Origin of the sequence: Streptomyces sp. NBC_01320, assembly GCF_035974375.1 — a bacterium.
Taxonomy (GTDB): domain Bacteria; phylum Actinomycetota; class Actinomycetes; order Streptomycetales; family Streptomycetaceae; genus Streptomyces; species Streptomyces yanii.
On the sequence record NZ_CP108390.1, the window covers coordinates 3,169,289 to 3,185,141 of the forward strand.

At 72.2% G+C, this 15,853-nt stretch carries 12 protein-coding genes and 1 pseudogene; 3 read left to right on the top strand and 10 right to left on the bottom strand.

The features are described from left to right. Window positions 1-6 precede the first annotated feature (6 nt). The 8 genes and pseudogenes from OG395_RS14680 to OG395_RS14715 form a co-directional block, all read right to left on the bottom strand. Window positions 7-483 carry a hypothetical protein gene (locus tag OG395_RS14680; RefSeq protein ID WP_327243336.1) on the bottom strand — a complete coding sequence of 159 codons (477 nt, stop codon included), beginning with the start codon at window positions 481-483 and terminating at the stop codon, window positions 7-9. A gap of 113 nt (window positions 484-596) precedes the next feature. Continuing rightward, window positions 597-1,421, bottom strand: coding sequence for a rod shape-determining protein (locus tag OG395_RS14685; protein WP_327243337.1), 825 nt, complete (start codon window positions 1,419-1,421; stop codon window positions 597-599). A gap of 183 nt (window positions 1,422-1,604) precedes the next feature. Next, window positions 1,605-3,719: an NAD-dependent DNA ligase LigA gene (ligA, locus tag OG395_RS14690; protein WP_327249340.1), complete on the bottom strand. Its 2,115-nt coding sequence runs from the start codon at window positions 3,717-3,719 to the stop codon at window positions 1,605-1,607. Window positions 3,720-3,746: 27 nt separating this feature from the next. Then, the gene (locus tag OG395_RS14695) at window positions 3,747-5,867 is read right to left on the bottom strand and encodes a phage holin family protein (RefSeq protein WP_327243338.1); all 2,121 of its coding nucleotides are present in this window, start codon (window positions 5,865-5,867) and stop codon (window positions 3,747-3,749) included. Between the two features lie 98 nt (window positions 5,868-5,965). After that, complete coding sequence (locus OG395_RS14700) at window positions 5,966-6,370, bottom strand: hypothetical protein (RefSeq protein ID WP_327243339.1); 405 nt, start codon at window positions 6,368-6,370, stop codon at window positions 5,966-5,968. A gap of 157 nt (window positions 6,371-6,527) precedes the next feature. Further along, window positions 6,528-7,964 (bottom strand): annotated as a pseudogene (locus OG395_RS14705) (gamma-aminobutyraldehyde dehydrogenase); the annotation flags it as partial. Window positions 7,965-8,054: 90 nt separating this feature from the next. Continuing rightward, window positions 8,055-8,465, bottom strand: a complete 411-nt coding sequence (locus OG395_RS14710; RefSeq protein ID WP_327243340.1) for a YybH family protein — start codon at window positions 8,463-8,465, stop codon at window positions 8,055-8,057. A 32-nt stretch (window positions 8,466-8,497) separates the two neighbouring features. After that, entirely contained in the window at window positions 8,498-10,036 is a 1,539-nt protein-coding gene (locus OG395_RS14715) for a purine-cytosine permease family protein (RefSeq protein WP_327243341.1), read from the bottom strand. Window positions 10,037-10,139: 103 nt separating this feature from the next. On the opposite strand from OG395_RS14715, the gene OG395_RS14720 reads away from it, so the two are divergent. The 3 genes from OG395_RS14720 (at window position 10,140) to OG395_RS14730 (ending at window position 13,260) form a co-directional block, all read left to right on the top strand. After that, the gene (locus OG395_RS14720; RefSeq protein WP_327243342.1) at window positions 10,140-11,591 is read left to right on the top strand and encodes a PucR family transcriptional regulator; all 1,452 of its coding nucleotides are present in this window, start codon (window positions 10,140-10,142) and stop codon (window positions 11,589-11,591) included. Window positions 11,592-11,860: 269 nt separating this feature from the next. Next, window positions 11,861-12,643, top strand: a complete 783-nt coding sequence (locus OG395_RS14725; protein WP_327243343.1) for an MBL fold metallo-hydrolase — start codon at window positions 11,861-11,863, stop codon at window positions 12,641-12,643. Continuing rightward, window positions 12,640-13,260, top strand: coding sequence for a DedA family protein (locus OG395_RS14730; protein WP_327243344.1), 621 nt, complete (start codon window positions 12,640-12,642; stop codon window positions 13,258-13,260). Before OG395_RS14725 ends, OG395_RS14730 begins: the two co-directional genes overlap by 4 nt. Here the strand turns inward: OG395_RS14730 and OG395_RS14735 are convergent. Together OG395_RS14735 and OG395_RS14740 are read right to left on the bottom strand one after the other, a co-directional pair. Next, window positions 13,250-14,347, bottom strand: a complete 1,098-nt coding sequence (locus tag OG395_RS14735; RefSeq protein WP_327243345.1) for an MBL fold metallo-hydrolase — start codon at window positions 14,345-14,347, stop codon at window positions 13,250-13,252. The two genes, OG395_RS14730 and OG395_RS14735, sit on opposite strands and share 11 nt — an antisense overlap. 101 nt (window positions 14,348-14,448) lie before the next feature. Next, on the bottom strand, window positions 14,449-15,717 hold the full coding sequence (locus OG395_RS14740) for an aminotransferase class I/II-fold pyridoxal phosphate-dependent enzyme (RefSeq protein ID WP_327243346.1): 1,269 nt from the start codon (window positions 15,715-15,717) through the stop codon (window positions 14,449-14,451). Window positions 15,718-15,853: the final 136 nt, after the last annotated feature.

A 15,853-nucleotide genomic window follows, 5' to 3' on the forward strand; every position in this document is an offset into this window, starting at 1 on the left:
GCGGCGTCAGGTCTGTCGAGCAGAACGGTGGCCGGGGGAACGGTCCGTCCTCGGAGGGCCGCGTACGCCGGGAAGCGCCACGCGGGGGCGGTCGGATGCGAGGGAGGGGGCATCCGGGGCCCGTTGCCGGGCCGGAAGCGGTACGGGGATGCCGGGCGCCCCCGGCAGCAGGGCGCCGCCGGGGCCGGGCGGCGGGAGCTGGTGCTGGATGCGGATGTGGTCGGTGGCGACCCAGGGGCGGGGAACGGCCGGGAGAACGGTGCGGTCGTGACCGGTCGCCGTTGCCGTGCGGTTCCGCCGCGTGTCGTGCGGGTGGCCGGGGCGGGCGGTCCGGTCGGTGTGCTGGGCGGGCGGCGGAACGACGGGCGTGTGGGCGGCGGCGGGCGACGGACCGGACAGGGAGCGTGGCGGCGTTACGGCTCCGGCGGCCGCGACGGCCGCGGAGGCGCCGCCGACGACGGTGAGCACGACGAGGAGGAACACGGCCAGGGCCTGACGGGCCGCTGTCGCACGCCTGCGGCGCGCCGTACGCTGTGCCGGGCTGTCCGGTCGCCCTCTCGCGGGTGTGTTCCCCGGGGGCGGCCCCGGGAAGAGGGTCACCTCGCCGGGCCGGGCAGGGCCGGCGCCGCGGCGGCGTGCCGGAGCGCGGAGCTGAGGATCAGCCCCGCGCCGCGGACCACCGTGGTGGCCGGGTCGTCGGCGAGCCGCACCGGAACCCCGAGGCGGACCGCGATCCGGTTGGTGATGTCGGGGCGCAGGGCACCGCCTCCGGCGAGCAACGGGCCCTTGCGCAGGGCTCCGAGGACCGCGCCGTGCCGGTCCTGCTGCCACATCTCCATGATCATGTCCAGTGCGGTGCGGACGACGGTGGTGGGCGGCTCGGCGGGTCCGAGGTCGCTGAGTCCGGTCTCGGCCTGGCGGGCGTCCCGGACCATTCCGTCGACCAGGAGGGTGACTTCGGTCAGCTCGGCGCCGATGTCGACGACGAGCAGCGGGCCGCCGTCCTGCGGTCCGGCGTATGCGGCGGCGGCTCTGGCACTGTTCAGCACGATGACACTCGTCGGCCCGAGTGCGGCGAGGAGCTCCCGCGCCTCGGCGCGGTGTTCGGGCCCGGCGAGGACCGGGTGGCTGAGGACGATCAGGGTCTCGCTGCGGTCGGCGCCCAGTGCCGTGTCGGCGATGCGGCTGAGCATCCGGCCGCAGGACTCGGGATCGACGATGCGCCCGCGCCGGACCGGACGGCCGTGACCGCGCCCACCGTCGGGATCGTCGGAGGATTCGGCGTCGGTGACGATGCCGAGGCCGGGGATCCAGGCACGGGTGCGGGAACTGCCGAGGTCAAGGGCGAGTCCGCGGGTGACACCTCGGTATCCGTTGCGGACGGACCGGCCGTGTCGCCGTCCGTCGTGCGGAGAATGCATCGTCCCTCATCCCCCGGCCTGCCGCAGCAGCCGTTCACACACTCGTCGGCTCGCTGATAGCGAGGCATGACCGAGCCCTCACTATGCAATAAGAAGGCAAAGAAAGCCACTCTCAGGCAAAATCCAAGGGCTCGGCTCGCCCACCGGCCCACCCTCGCAGACGGGCGCCCGCGGGTCCGCCCCTCACACCTCCGACGGCAGGAACTCGGCGATCAGTTCCGCGAACTCGTCCGGCGCGGCGATCCGCACGCCGAGGTCCTCCGCCTTGGTGCGCTTGGACCCGGCCTTCTCGCCGGCGACGAGCAGCGTGGTGCGCTTTGAGACGCTGGACGAGGACTTCCCGCCGGCCCGCTCGATCAGCTCGTTCATCTGGTTCCGGGAGAGCTTCTCCAGCGCTCCGGTCATGGCCCCGGTGACGACCACGGTCATTCCGTCCAGCGGCCGTTCGGCAGCCGTCTCGCCCTCCGCGACGGCTGCAGCCGCGTCCGTGCCCTCCTCGCCCGGCTCCGGCGGCGGCGTCGCGCCGGGCTCCACCATGGTGACCCGGGCGGCGACCAGCTTCTCGATCAGCGGGGCGAGCTCGACCAGCTCCGCGACCACCCCGGCGGCCTTCTCCTTGCCGATGCCGTCGACCTGCTGGAGAGTGTCGACGTCGGCGGCGCGGATCCGGTCCATGCTGGCGAAGTAGCGGGCGATCCGCCGCGACATGGAGCGCCCCGTGCCCCGTACGCCCAGGGCGCAGAAGACCCGGGAGAGAGGGCGGGTACGCGCCGTCTCGATGGCGGCCAGGAGGTTGTCGGTGCTCGTCTCGCCCATCCGCTCCAGGCCGAGCAGCTGCTCGCGTTCGAGCGTGAAGAGATCGGCGAAGTCGGAGACCAGGCCGGCGTCGACGAGCTGGACGACTCGGGTCGCGCCGAGGCCCTCGATGTCGAGCTGGTCGCGGCCCGCCGCATACGATATGGAGGCGACGAGGCGGCAGTCGCGCCCCCGGACACAGCGCCAGCGCTGCTCGCTCGTGTCGATCTCGGAACCGCACTGCGGACATGTCTCGGGGAAGACGATGGGCTGCTCGTCGCCGGTCCGCAGATGGGCGACCGGGGCCTCGATGCGGGGGATGATGTCGCCGGCCTTGTAGACCATCACCCGGTCGCCCAGGCGCAGATCTCGGCGGGTGATGTCGGCGGGGTTGTGCAGCGTGGCGTAACCGACTGTCGATCCGTCGATCTCGACGGGTTCCAGCACGGCACGCGGGGCGATGATGCCGGTCCTGCCGACGTTCCACTCGACGCCGAGGAGCCGGGTGACCTTCTCGACGGCCGGGAGCTTGTACGCGATGGCCCAGCGCGGCGCCCGGGTGCCCGAACCGGCCTCGCGCTGGTCGGCCGCGAGATCGGCCTTGATCACGATGCCGTCGATACCGAACGGCAACGAGGCGCGCAGCGCAGCGATTTCCTCGACCCGGGACTGCACCTGCTCGACCGTGGTGACGGTGCGCGGCGCGACGTCCGTATCGGCCGCGGTGTGCACGCCGAGCCCGGCGACGTACCCGAGGACTTCGCTGTGCGGGAGTTCGGCCAGCGTGCCGGTGAGCTCGCCGGACTCGGGCAGCGGCAGGGCGCCGTACGCGAAGAACGTCATCTCGACCGTGTAGGGGCGGTCCTTGGCGCGGAGGGTGCCCGCCGCGCCGTTCCTCGGGTTGGCGAAGGGGTCGCCGCCGTGCTCGGTGCGGACCGTGTTGGCCTGTTCGAACTGCTCGTTCGTCATCAGGATCTCGCCGCGGACCTCGATCGTCACCGGCTCGCCGAGCTGCTCCGGGAGTCCGACGACGGTGCCGACCGCATGCGACACGTCCTCGCCCGCCGTGCCGTCGCCCCGGGTGATCAGGCGCTCCAGGCGGCCCGACCGGTAGCGGGCGGCGACCGCGAGGCCGTCGAGCTTGGGCTCCACGCTCCACGCGGCGACCGCTCTGCCGATCCGGCGCTCCAGGGAGGCCGTCCAGGTGGCGAACTGTTCGGCGGAGAAGACGTTGTCCAGGGAGAGCATCGGCACCGTGTGCGGTACGTCCCCGCCCGCGGCGCCGCCGGCCACCTTGCCGGTCGGCGAGGCGGCCAGCACGTCCTGCGGGTGCTCCTCCTCATATGCGGCGATCCCGCGCACCAGCCGGTCGTACGCGTCGTCGTCGAGCGTGCTCTCGCCCCCGGCGTAGTACGCGGCGGCGGCCGCCGACGCTTCTTCGACCGCGGTGGCGTAGGAGGCGGCATCGGCGAGCACAACAGCTGAGTTCGTCATGGACACCATCCTGCCGTCCACCACTGACAATGCTCCTCAGCCGGCTGCCGCCGCCGTCCCGTCCGCCCCGCCGGAATCATCGGCATCGTCCGAAGTCAGCGGTACCTGCGGTCCGGAACACTCCCGCAGCCAGCGCCGCAGCACCTCGTGCACCTGCTCGGCCCCCACCAGCTCACCGTCCGCACCCGGTCCCGCCGATGTGCGGGAGGCCATCGGCTCCGACATGGTGCGCGGGTGGAGCAGGAACGGCCGGGACTGCTCACCTCCCAGCCCGCCGTGGGAGCCGATCTGTTCCTCGAAGGCGTGCACACAGCCCGTGGTGGGGTCGTACATCGAGTTGACCATGACATCGGCGACATGCGGGAAGGTGTCGGTGCGCCGCACCGCGTCCGCCGCGCCCGGGCCGAACGGTTCCAGCAGGCCTTCCCCGTCCGCCAGTTCCGACACCGGTGTCTGTGCGCCGCCACGCCCCAGTACCACCGATCCGTGCAGCTCGCTGCGGACCAGCAGGAAGCCGATGCCGGGGTGATTGGCAAGGGTGCTCAGCAGCGCGGGATGGCGGCGGTCGAGCTGTTCGCGGGTCGCGCGCCCGTCGATGTCGGGGAAGGAGATCAGGCCGAGATTGCCGGAGGCGAGAACGACCGGGTCGGACGGGGCCGCGGCGGTGTCCGTCCCGCCTTCCTCGACGGGCCGGTGCAGGGCGGTCCGTACCGCGTCCCGGGCCTCCGAGCCGCTCTTCGTACGCTGCGCCCGCCGGGGCACGGGCAGCCCGCAGCCCGCCCGCACCAGGTCCTTGAGCGTCAGCCCGTACGCCCCGGCGAAGGTCTCCCCAGGGCTCTGTCCGTGGTCGGAGAGCAGCACGATCCGGTAGCGGCGCGGGGTGTGTTCGGCGACCTTGACGATCAGGGCGAGCGAACGGTCCAGGCGCGCGAGGACCTTCTCCGCGTCCCGGCTGTGTGGCCCGGAGTGATGCGCGACTTCGTCGTACGCGACGAGGTCGGCGTAGACGGCGGTGCGTCCGGCGAACATGTCCCCCATGACCGCCGCGACCACCACGTCACGCTCGACGACGGTCGCGAAGGCACGGATGAAGGGGTAGAGCCCGCCGCGCTTGATCCGGGGCGCGTCCTTCCGGATCCGCGCCCGGGTCGACTGGCTGATTTCCCGGCCGACCTCGGCAACGAACGACAGGGCGGTACGGACGGCGTTGGCCGGGTCGGAGAAGTACGCGAAGTAACCGGCCCGGGAGCGGCGCCCCTTGCCACGCCGGGCAGCCATCGACAGGACGAGGGCGAGCTGGTCCGCGCCGCCGCTGAACAGGTTTCCGCGGCTGGCGCCGTCGAGGGTGAGCAGCCCGCCGTCGTGGGTGCGGACGATGGCGCGGCGCTGCAGTTCGAGGGCGCTCGCGGGTCTGCTGGACACCACGACGTCGCCGGTCTCCTTCTCGTACCAGCGGAAGGCGGGGATGTCGAAATTGCTGCCGTGCAGGATGCCCAGCTGGCTGGCGCCGGTCTGACTGGACCAGTCGGTGCGCCACGGAGTGAGCCGGTGGCCCGACCCATCGGCGAGCCAGTGCGCGACGGTGGGCATCAGACCGCCCGCGGCGGCCCGCGCGAGGACGTCGTGGCCGACGCCGTCGAGCTGGATGAAGACCGTGCCGGGCGGTCCGCTGCGGCCGCCGTCCGCGCCGCTGCGGCGGCGGCGCCGGTCGGCGAGGCGGGAGAGCCTGCGGCGGTAGGCGTTGTCGTCGCGGACGGCGAGCGCGGTGGAGGTCGCGGAGGCGACGGCGGACATCACGGCGGCGACGACGACCGCGGTCTCCGGGTTGGCGGCGCCGCGCCCGTCCGGTATGAGCCGCAGGGCGACGAGCAGCAGCGAGCCGTTGAGGAAGAAGACCAGCATCCCGAGGACGAGGGCGGGCACGATGAGCAGCGCCCGCACGAGGACCGGCCAGACCAGCGCGGAGAGCAGACCGAACGCGCCGGCGCCCCAGGCAGCGGTGAACGCGATCTTGGTGACGCTGTCGCCGTTGTCCGACTGGAGCTGGAAGTCGGGCAGAATCCCGGCGAGCACCAGCATGGTGAGGGTCGAGACGGCCCACACCACGATCACCCGCATCAGGGCGCTGCCGGCCGTACGCCATCGCCCGTCACCCACGCCGTTCCCACCTCACACGTCCGGGCCCTGCCGTTCCGGACCCGGCCCCAGCCTTTCACAGCAGGTTCGCACGGCACGGAGCCCGGGGAGTGCGACGGTCAGCAGCCGTCGTATCCGGCGGTCGGCATGGAGAGCCTGCGGTGCACGCTCGCCTTCGTGCGGGAGCTGTACGACGGCTCGTCGAGACCGGCGAACTCCAGGCGTACGCCTCGCCGCTCGCACTCTGCGGCGAACTCCGGCACCGAGGTGAGTGCCCGCGCGAGCACCCGGTCGTTGGGCGCCACGAAGAGTTGGACGTCGCCGTCGTCGACATCCGCCCACAGGGCGTGGTGGTCGGAGCGCATCCCGTAGAACCGCAGCTGCCGCGTGACGACATAGCCCTTGTCGGCGGCCCAGCGGGCGCACATGGCGTGCTGGCTGCGCGTGTCCACGAGGAACGGGTCGCTGTCGAGCTCCTCCAACGGCGTGAGACTGGCGATGGCCGCCACCCGTACGTCCTCCATGGGCGTTCCCCCCGTGCTCGGCGTACGGGCGACCCTACCTCTCCGACTCCCGCACAAAAAGGCGTATGTCAGGACGGAAGAACTACATGCCGGCACACACATGCGCCCCGGCGCCGGGGCGGGACCCGGGGCGGGGCGCATGGAGGGGCAGGTGTCCAAGCGAGGTCATGACGTGCTTGATGCGCGTGTAGTCCTCGAAACCGTACGCCGAGAGGTCCTTGCCGTAGCCCGACTGCTTGTAGCCGCCGTGCGGCATCTCGGCGACGAGCGCCATGTGCGTGTTGATCCAGACGCAGCCGAAGTCGAGGTTCTTGGACATCCGCATCGCCCGTGCGTGGTCCTTGGTCCAGACGGAGGAGGCGAGGGCGTAGTCGACGCCGTTCGCATACTCCACCGCCTGGGCCTCGTCCGTGAACGACTGGACGGTCATGACGGGTCCGAAGACCTCGTTCTGGACGATCTCGTCGTCCTGCCGCAGACCGGAGACGACGGTCGGGGCGTAGAAGTAGCCCTTGTCGCCGACCCGGTTGCCGCCCGCCTCGACCCTGGCGTGGGCGGGGAGGCGGTCGATGAAGCCGCTGACCTGGGCGAGCTGCCCCGCGTTGTTGAGCGGGCCGTAGAGCACGTCCTCGTCGTCCGGCTGCCCGGTCCTGGTGTCGGCCGCGGCCTTGGCGAGGGCGGCGACGAACGCGTCGTGGACGGACTCCTGGACCAGGACGCGGGTCGCGGCGGTGCAGTCCTGGCCGGCGTTGAAGAAGCCGCCGACGATCAGGTCCTCGACCGCCTTCTCCAGGTCGGCGTCCTCGAAGACGACGGCCGGGGCCTTGCCACCGAGCTCCAGGTGGACGCGCTTGACGTCCTTGGCGGCGCTCTGCGCGACCTGGATGCCGGCCCGGACCGAACCGGTGATGGACGCCATCGCCGGGGTGGGGTGCTCGACCATCGTCCGGCCGGTCTCACGGTCGCCGCAGATCACGTTGAAGATGCCGCGGGGCAGCTCCAGCTCCTGCAGAACGCCGCCGATGATCTCGGCGATGAGCACGGTGGAGGCCGGGGTGGTGTCCGAGGGCTTGAGGACCACGGCGTTGCCCGCGGCGAGCGCGGGCGCGAACTTCCAGACCGCCATGAGGAGCGGGTAGTTCCAGGGTGCTACCTGGGCGCAGACACCGACCGGCTCGCGGCGGATGATCGAGGTCATCCCCTCCATGTACTCGCCGGCCGAGCGGCCTTCGAGCATCCGCGCCGCACCCGCGAAGAAGCGGACCTGGTCGATGGCGGGGGCCAGTTCCTCGCTGCGGGTGAGGTGGAGCGGCTTGCCGGTGTCCCGGCTCTCCGCGGCGACGAGTTCGTCAGCGCGCGCCTCCATCGCGTCGGCGATCTTCAGCAGGGCCAGCTGGCGCACGGAGGGGGTGGCGTCGCGCCAGACGGGGAACGCGGCAGCGGCGGCAGCCATCGCCGCGTCGACGTCCGCGGCGCCGGAGAGCGGGGAGGTGGCGTAGACCTCGCCGGTGCTGGGGTTCACGACATCGAGCGTGCGGCCGTCCGAGGCGTCCGCGAAGGCGCCGTCGATGTAATTGCGGAACGTGATGCTCATGGAACCGGTCTTTCTCATGGTCGGGCGGCGGTACGGGTGGTGCTCGTGGTCACCCGGTGGTGCGGGCGAACGTTCGGCGCGGCGGTGCCGTCAGCCAGTGGTGCGGGCGGACAGGTGCTCGTGGACGGCGGGCCAGCTGCCGTCCTCGGCGCGGGCGAAGATGATCGTCTCCCGCTCGTGGACGGTCTCCTCGCCGGCCCGGGTGGCGATCCTGGTCTCGACGTCGTGGCTGAAGACGGCGGTGGAGCCGAGGTGCTGGATCAGCTGTCCGGTGGAGGTGCAGGCCAGGATCCGGAAGTCGTCCTCGGCCACCCACTGCTGCCACAGCGCTCGGTACTCGGCCGTGGAGGCGAGCCGCTGCGGGGTGGAGTGGAAGACGAAGGTGGCGTCCGGGGCGAAGGCACCGAAGTAGTCGTCGAGGCGTCCCTCGGCGAAGGCGGCGACGAGCGCGTCGGCGGCGGCCCGGATCTCCTGGGCGGGGGTGTTCTCGGTCGTGCTCATGGGTGGCTCCTGGTGACGGGCGGGGCGAGCGCTCAGTGAGCGGCGGCGGGTTCGGCGACGAGGGGCTCCTCCGTACTGCCGGTGATCGGCGGGACCTCGGTGTCCGACGCCCGGACGATTCGGGGTCCGTCCGGCCCGTACACCCCGCGTGGCTCCGGGAACACGGTGAGCAGGGTGAGGTAGAGCACGGCCGCCAGGGTGAGGCCGACCGGCAGGGAGATGTCCGCGCCGTTCGCGAGGTTGCCGAGCGGGCCGACGAACTGGCCGGGCAGGTTGGTGAAGAGGAGCGCCACGACGGCCGAGATGACCCAGGTGGACATGCCGCGCCAGTTCCAGCCGTGGTTGAACCAGTAGCGTCCACCGGTCTGACGGCGGTTGAAGACCTGGAGGGCGTCCGCGTCGTACCAGCCGCGCCGGGTGAAGTAGCCGAGGGCCATGACGATCATCCACGGGGCCGTGCACGTGATGATCAGGGTGGCGAAGGTGGAGATGGACTGCGCGAGGTTGAGCGCGAACCGGCCGACGAAGATGAAGGCGATCGACAGGGCCCCGATGAAGAACGTCGACTGGACCCGGCTGAAGCGCGTGAACACGCTGGAGACGTCGAGCCCGGTGCCGTACAGCGCGGTCGTGCCGGTGGAGAGGCCACCGATCAGGGCGATCAGGCAGAGCGGCAGGAAGTACCAGCCGGGCGAGATGGCGAGCAGTCCGCCGACGTAGTTGGGGGCGGCCGGGTCGACGTACTTCGCGGCCTTGGCGGCGATGATCGAAGCGGTGGCCAGGCCGAAGAGGAACGGCAGCAGGGTGGCGACCTGGGCGAGGAACGCGGCGCCCATGACCCGGCGGCGCGGCGTAGCGGTCGGGATGTAGCGCGACCAGTCGCCGAGGAAGGCGCCGAACGAGACCGGGTTGGACAGGACGATCAGCGCGGAGCCGATGAAGGCCGGCCAGAAGAGCGGGTCCGCGGTCGAGGCGAAGGCTCCCGCGTACCCCGGGTCGAAGTCTCCGGCGAAGGCGAAGGCGCCGAGAACGAAGAGCGCCGAGGCCGCGATGACCGCGATCTTGTTGACCAGCAGCATGAACCGGAAGCCGTAGACACAGACGACGAGCACCAGCCCGGCGAAGATCGCGTAGGCGACGCCGTAGCTCACGTCGGACTCGGGGAGACCGGCGAGCCGGTGGGCTCCGCCGACGAGTGCGTCACCCGAGGACCACACGGAGATCGAGAAGAACGCGACCGCGGTGAGCAGCGAGAGGAAGGAGCCGACGATCCTGCCGTGCACGCCCAGGTGGGCGGAGGAGGAGACGGCGTTGTTGGTGCCGTTCGTCGGGCCGAACAGCGCCATCGGGGCGAGCAGCAGGGCGCCGACGAGCAGCCCCAGCACGGTCGCCGCCAGTCCCTGCCAGAAGGAGAGCCCGAACAGGATCGGGAACGCACCGAGCACACAGGTGGCGAAGGTGTTGGCACCGCCGAAGGCGAGCCGGAAGAGGTCGAGGGGACGGGCGGTGCGATCCGCTTCGGGTATCCGCTCGACCCCGTTGGTCTCGACTTCGGTGATCGAGGAAGTCACGGGCGCTCCACCTACTGTTCATGCGCGGGGACTGGCCCCTCAGTTTGTGGTCCCGAACCGTGCGCGGCAATTGTGAAAGTCACAAAGGGATAGGCTGTTGTCTGTGGCCAGCGACAAACTCACCGTTGAGGATCTTCTCTCCTACCCCGCGCTCCAGCTCACGGTGAAGGCGGGCAGCAGCGGTCTGGGCCGCTCGGTCTCCTGGGCGCACGCGAGCGAACTGGCCGATCCGACACCCTGGTTGCTCGGCGCCGAGGTCATCATGACGACGGGCCTGGCGGTCCCCAGGACCGCCGCCGGGCAGCGCGCGTATCTGGAGCGGCTGGACGACGCCGGAGTCTCCGCGCTGGCCCTCTCGGCGCAGCTGCACATGCCCCCGCTGCACGACGCGTTCTTCCGGGCGGCCGAGGAGCGGGGCTTCCCGGTCCTCGAGGTCCCGCTCGCCGTCCCCTTCATCGCGGTGGCCCAGGAGGTCGCCGCATCGGTCCAGGAGGATGCCCGGCACCGGCTCGGCGCCCAGCTGCAGGTCTTCGGTTCGCTGCGCTGGCTGGTGGCCGAGGACCTCGACACACCCACGCTGCTGCGCCGCCTCGAACGCCTCTCGGGATACGACGTGTACCTCTGCACGCCGCAGGGGCGCCCCCTCCTGCCGGGCGTACCGGCGCCCGATCCGGGCGTCCTGCCCGACTCGGTCGACGCCCCTCCGACCATCCCCGGCGGATTCGTGCTGCCCGTGCCGGCGCCCGGCGGTCCGGCCGGGTTCCTTGTCGCGTACGAACGGGAGGGCGCCCAGCCCGCCGGACTCGCCGTCGTCCAGCACATCGCCACGGTGGCTGCGCTGCGGGTCGCGATGGTGCGCAACGAGCGCGAGACGTTGCGCCGCGAGGGCGCGGAGACCCTTGCCGAGCTGCTGCAGGAGGTCCTCGACCCGGAAGCGGCACGGCGCAGGCTCGCCCGGCATGCGATCGAGGGCGACACCGTGCTGCTCGTGGTCCGGCAGACCACGGACGAGGCGCTGCTGCGCTGCCTCCAGGACCATCCGCACCTGCTGCTCACCCGGGGCGAGGACCGCTATGTCCTCGGGGCGCCGCAGCTGGCCGTGGAGATCGGCGGGCTGCCGGGCGTGGCGGCCGGGATGAGTCGCCCGTTCCTGCCGGGCGCTGCGCTGCGGGTCGCGCAGCGCGAGGCGCTCTGGGCGGTCTCGAAGGCCGTCGAGTCGGGCCGCCCGGTGATCCGTTACGGGGACGATTCCATGGGCCGCTGGCTGCCCGACGACCCGGCGGTCCTGACCGCGCTGGTCGAGCACGTCCTCGGTGAGGTGCTGCGCTACGACGAGGCGCACGATTCGCAGCTGCTGGTCTCCGCCCGCACCTGGATGGAGCGCGACCGCCGCACGGATGCGGCGGCGGCCGCGCTCCACATCCATCCGAACACCCTGACGTACCGGCTGCGGCGATTCGGTGCGCTGGCCGACCGCGATCTGGCGTCGACGGGGGCGCTGGCGGAGGTCTGGCTGGCGATCCAGGCAGCGGGGGCGCTGGGGCTGACGGACTGAGAGCCTGTCGGGTGACCTTCGATCGGATAGCGGACGCGGTCTGGTGCGTGCGATTCCAAGGCGGCGGGATGTCCTCGTAGCGGAGCTACTAGGACATTTCGGCAACGCGGGAAGCGTGCGTGCCAGGGCGTGGCCGCCCGATCAGAGGTCACCCGACAGGCTCTGAGGACTCCTCTTCGGGCCGGCGGCCGGACGCATCCGCCCACACCCGCTCCGGCACTACGCTCAAGGGACCGGAACAGAGAGCCACGGCGGACGGGAGACAGACGGTGCCGGTGGAAGTCACCTGGTGGGGTCATGCCACCTGCACCATCGAGGACTCCGGAGTCCGCGTCCTGACCGACCCCCTCTTCGTACGCCGCTTCGCGCATCTGCGTCGTCGCCGGGGTGCGCTTCCGGGCCCCGAGGCCACCGTCGCGGACGTCGTCCTCGTCTCCCATCTGCACTCCGACCACCTGCATCTGCCGTCGCTGGCCCGTCTCGCCCCCGGCACCCGGCTGATCGTGCCGGTGGGCGCCGTCCGTTCCGTACCGGGACTGCGGATGCTGCGCCGCGTACGCGGGCTGCGGATCACCGAGGTGGCGGCGGGGGACGAGGTACGCGTGGGTGAGGTTCTGGTACGGGCCGTCCCGGCGCAGCACGACGGCCGGCGGCTCCCGGTGGGCCCGCACCGTTCCCCCGCGCTGGGCTATGTCGTCGAGGGCGAGGCCCGTACGTACTTCGCCGGCGACACCGGGCTGTTCGACGACATGGCGGAGGCCGTCGGCCCGGTGGATGTGGCGCTGCTGCCGGTCGGCGGCTGGGGCCCGTATCTCGGCCACAGTCATCTGGACGCGGGCCGGGCCGCGCAGGCGCTGGCCCGGCTGGCGCCGCGCTCGGCCGTGCCGGTGCACTACGGCACGTACTGGCCGATCGGGATGGACGGGGTCCGGCCGCACGAGTTCCACTCACCGGGTGACGAGTTCGTCCGGCAGGCGGCGCTGCTGGCGCCGGACGTGGCGGTGCACCGGCTGACCCACGGCGAGCATGTGCGGCCGGAGGCCGCCAGGTGATCCTGCAGGTCGTGGGGCAGCTGCCCCCTGAGTCGACGCAGCAGGCCGTCGGCTATCCGTCCCTGTTCCTGCTGGTGGCACTGGGTGCACTGGTGCCGGTGGTGCCGACGGGGGCGCTGGTGAGTTCGGCGGCCGTGGTGGCGTTCCACCAGACGGACCCGTTCGCGCTGCTCGTGGTGTTCGGGGTGGCGGCGTCGGCGGCGTTCCTCGGGGACATCTGTCTGTACTGGCTGGGGCAGCGCGGGGTGCGGTCGAAGAACGGCTCGAAGTGGCTGCGGGCGATCAGCGACCGGGCGGCGCCGGAGCGGCTTGCGCAGGCGCAGCAGAAGCTGGACGAGCACGGCGCGGTGGTGCTGGTGCTGTCGCGGCTGGTGCCGGCCGGGCGGATTCCGGTGATGCTGGCGTGTCTGCTGGGGCGCATGCCGATGCGGAGGTTCGCGCGCGCTGACATACCGGCCTGTCTGGCGTGGGCGGCGACGTATCAGCTGATCGGCATTCTGGGCGGTTCGCTGTTCCCGGAGCCGTGGCAGGGTGTGGTCGCGGCGGTCGGTCTGACGCTGCTGATCAGCGGTACTCCCGCGGTGTGGCGCAGGATACGGGCCCGGTTCAGCCACTGATGCCCCGGGGCGCCCGGGGAGTGTGCGGGGTGCGGAGTGCCTGCGGGGCATGGGTCCCGTCCAGCAGCCGGGAGCCACCGATCGGCAGGTCCCACAGGCGTTCGCGTGGATGTCCGGCGCGCTGCCAGGCGCTACGGAGCCGGGTGAGCGGTTCGAGAACGGGCTCGGCGGAGAGCAGGAACGTCGCCCAATGCATCGGCGCCATCGCGCGGGCGCCGAGATCCTCGTACGCCTGCACGGCCTCTTCGGGGTCGGTGTGCACGTCGCCGAGCCACCAGCGCGGTTCGTACGCCCCGATCGGCAGCAGGGCCAGATCGATCCCGGGGTGGCGGCGGCCGATCTCCGTGAACCAGTGCCCGTAGCCGCTGTCCCCTGCGAAGTAGACCCGCGGCCCGTCGCCGCCGCCGATGGCCTTGACGACCCAGCCGCCCCACAGGGAGCGGCAGGTGTCGGTGAGGGTCCGCTTGGACCAGTGGTGGGAGGGCACGAAGTCGAAACGGACACCGCGCAGCACCGCCGACTCCCACCAGTCGAGCTCGGTGACGCAGGAGAAGCCGCGGCGACGGCACCACTGACCGAGCCCGGCGGGGACGAACAGCGGCGTGTCGCGCGGCAGCCTGCGCAGGGTGGGGGCGTCGAGATGGTCGTAGTGGTTGTGGCTGATGACGACCGCGTCGACGGGCGGCAGGTCCTCCCAGCGGACACCGACGGGCGTGATCCTGGCGGGTGTGCCGAGGATGCGGCGGGACCAGACGGGGTCGGTGAGGATGGTCAGCCCGCCGGTGCGGATGATCCAGCTGGCATGCCCGGCCCAGGTGACGGAGGTCGTGCCCGCGTCGGTGGCGGGCAGCGGTTCGGGGGCGTACGGCAGTCGATGGATGCCGCGCAGCCCCTCCGCGTTGGGCCGCATGGCACGCTCGCGGGCCAGTCTGGGCATGCCCCTGACACCCGGGAGCGGGGCGGTGAGCCGGTCTGCGAAGCCGGCGGGCCAGACCCGCACCTCACCGAGGGGGCGCGGCGGGACGATCACGCCGAGAGGGGCCGAATGCGCGGCCCCGGCACCGGAGCGCTCGGTCTGTTCCGTCATCGAAGGACTCCCGTCCCGGAAAGCGTCGTCGGTACGTCAGTGCTCACGTATGCCGGCACGTCGTCGGCACGTCGGCGCGTACGTCATCGGAGTTCGGTTCTTCACCGGAGTTCGTCGAGGGCTGTTCCGAAAATGCTCAGCGCTCGGGCGACATGCGGCAATTTCAGGGGCTCCACCGCAGTGAGGGACTCCATCTGCTGCTCGGGGGTTGATCCGAGCAACGGTCCGGTGCCCAGCCGCACCCGCAGCGCGCCCAGTTCGTCCCCGAAGCGGTGGCCGCCGGGAGTGGGCGCGCCGAGGCGTTCGGTGAGGTACTCCTCCAGTTCCAGGGAGTCCGTGACGCCGCGAGTGGCCAGCCGGGCCCGGAGCGGCCCCAGGTCGGCGTAGAGATGACGGCCCGCCTGCGGGGGCCGGGCCAGCGCGCCCGAGGCGAGCACCGCCCGGTGGGCCGCAGCGGCGACCTGCGCCTGCAGGGCGGCGGCCCGGCGGACCCGGGCCGTGACGGCCTCCGGTTCGGTCAGCGCGTGGGCGGCCGCTACGGCGACCGGGCCCGCGACGTGGGCGCCGAGAGCGGTGAGGATGTCGAGGGTCCGGGCGTGCCGCACCGCCGCCCGTTCGGTGTCCGGGAATCTGGCGACCGCGACCGGCCAGGCGGACGGGGTCAGCGCCCCGGCCAGATCGCAGACGACCGTGACGTCGTCGGGGCACATCTCGGCGGGGCTGAGCAGGACCGTGTCGTGGGGGCGGTGGAGGGTGTCGCGCCAGGTCTCGTCGCTCACGATGTGCATCCCCTCGGCGACGGCTGCCTCGCACGCCTCGCGGACGAGTTCCGGTGGGGCGACGGTGGCGGTCGGGTCGTCGACGACGGAGATCAGCAGCAGCCGGGGCCGGCCGCCTTCGGCACGCACCCTTCGTACGGTCTCCAGCAGTGCGTACGGGTCGGGCACGCCGCCGCACTCGGCCGGGGTCGGCACATGGTAGGCAGGCCTGCCCAGCAGCCGGGCCTGCGGGATCCAGGTGGCGGGACAGGGGCGCGGCGTGAGGACATCACCTCCGTGCGCGGCGATCAGGGCGAGCAGCAGCGGCGAGGCGCCGGGGGCGGCGGCGATGTACTCAGGTCCGCCGCGCAGCCCGCGCCGGGCCCAGTAGGCGGCGGCCGCCTCACGCAGGGGTTCGCCGCCACCGGTCGGTTCGGGCTCGCTGCGCCCGGCTGCCGCGGCGAGCACACCGGCCAGCTCGGGCAGCACGGGCAGCCCCGGATCAGGGGCGGGCGGCCCGTAGCGTACGGGTCCCCGATCCTCCCGAGGGGTCCACGGGGCACGCCCGGCATCCCCGGCCGGCCCGGCCCGCTCGGTCCGCTCCCGCGCCATCCCGGGTCTCCTTCGCTGCCGCTCCGTCACCTGTCCGGCTCCGGCTCGCCCTGCCTTGTACCGTCTCGCTCCCAGGGCCCTTTATACGGAGGTTTGAGCGAGACCGCCCGCCCGGCAGAGGCGCCCGTGCGTCGCC

Coding starts and splice junctions, on each gene's coding strand:
- OG395_RS14685 (WP_327243337.1), bottom strand. CDS start 1,421: ATGCATTCTCCGCACGACGGACGGCGACACGGCCGGTCCGTCCGCAAC.
- ligA (WP_327249340.1), bottom strand. CDS start 3,719: ATGGTGTCCATGACGAACTCAGCTGTTGTGCTCGCCGATGCCGCCTCC.
- OG395_RS14700 (WP_327243339.1), bottom strand. CDS start 6,370: ATGGAGGACGTACGGGTGGCGGCCATCGCCAGTCTCACGCCGTTGGAG.
- OG395_RS14710 (WP_327243340.1), bottom strand. CDS start 8,465: ATGAGCACGACCGAGAACACCCCCGCCCAGGAGATCCGGGCCGCCGCC.
- OG395_RS14735 (WP_327243345.1), bottom strand. CDS start 14,347: ATGACGGAACAGACCGAGCGCTCCGGTGCCGGGGCCGCGCATTCGGCC.
- OG395_RS14740 (WP_327243346.1), bottom strand. CDS start 15,717: ATGGCGCGGGAGCGGACCGAGCGGGCCGGGCCGGCCGGGGATGCCGGG.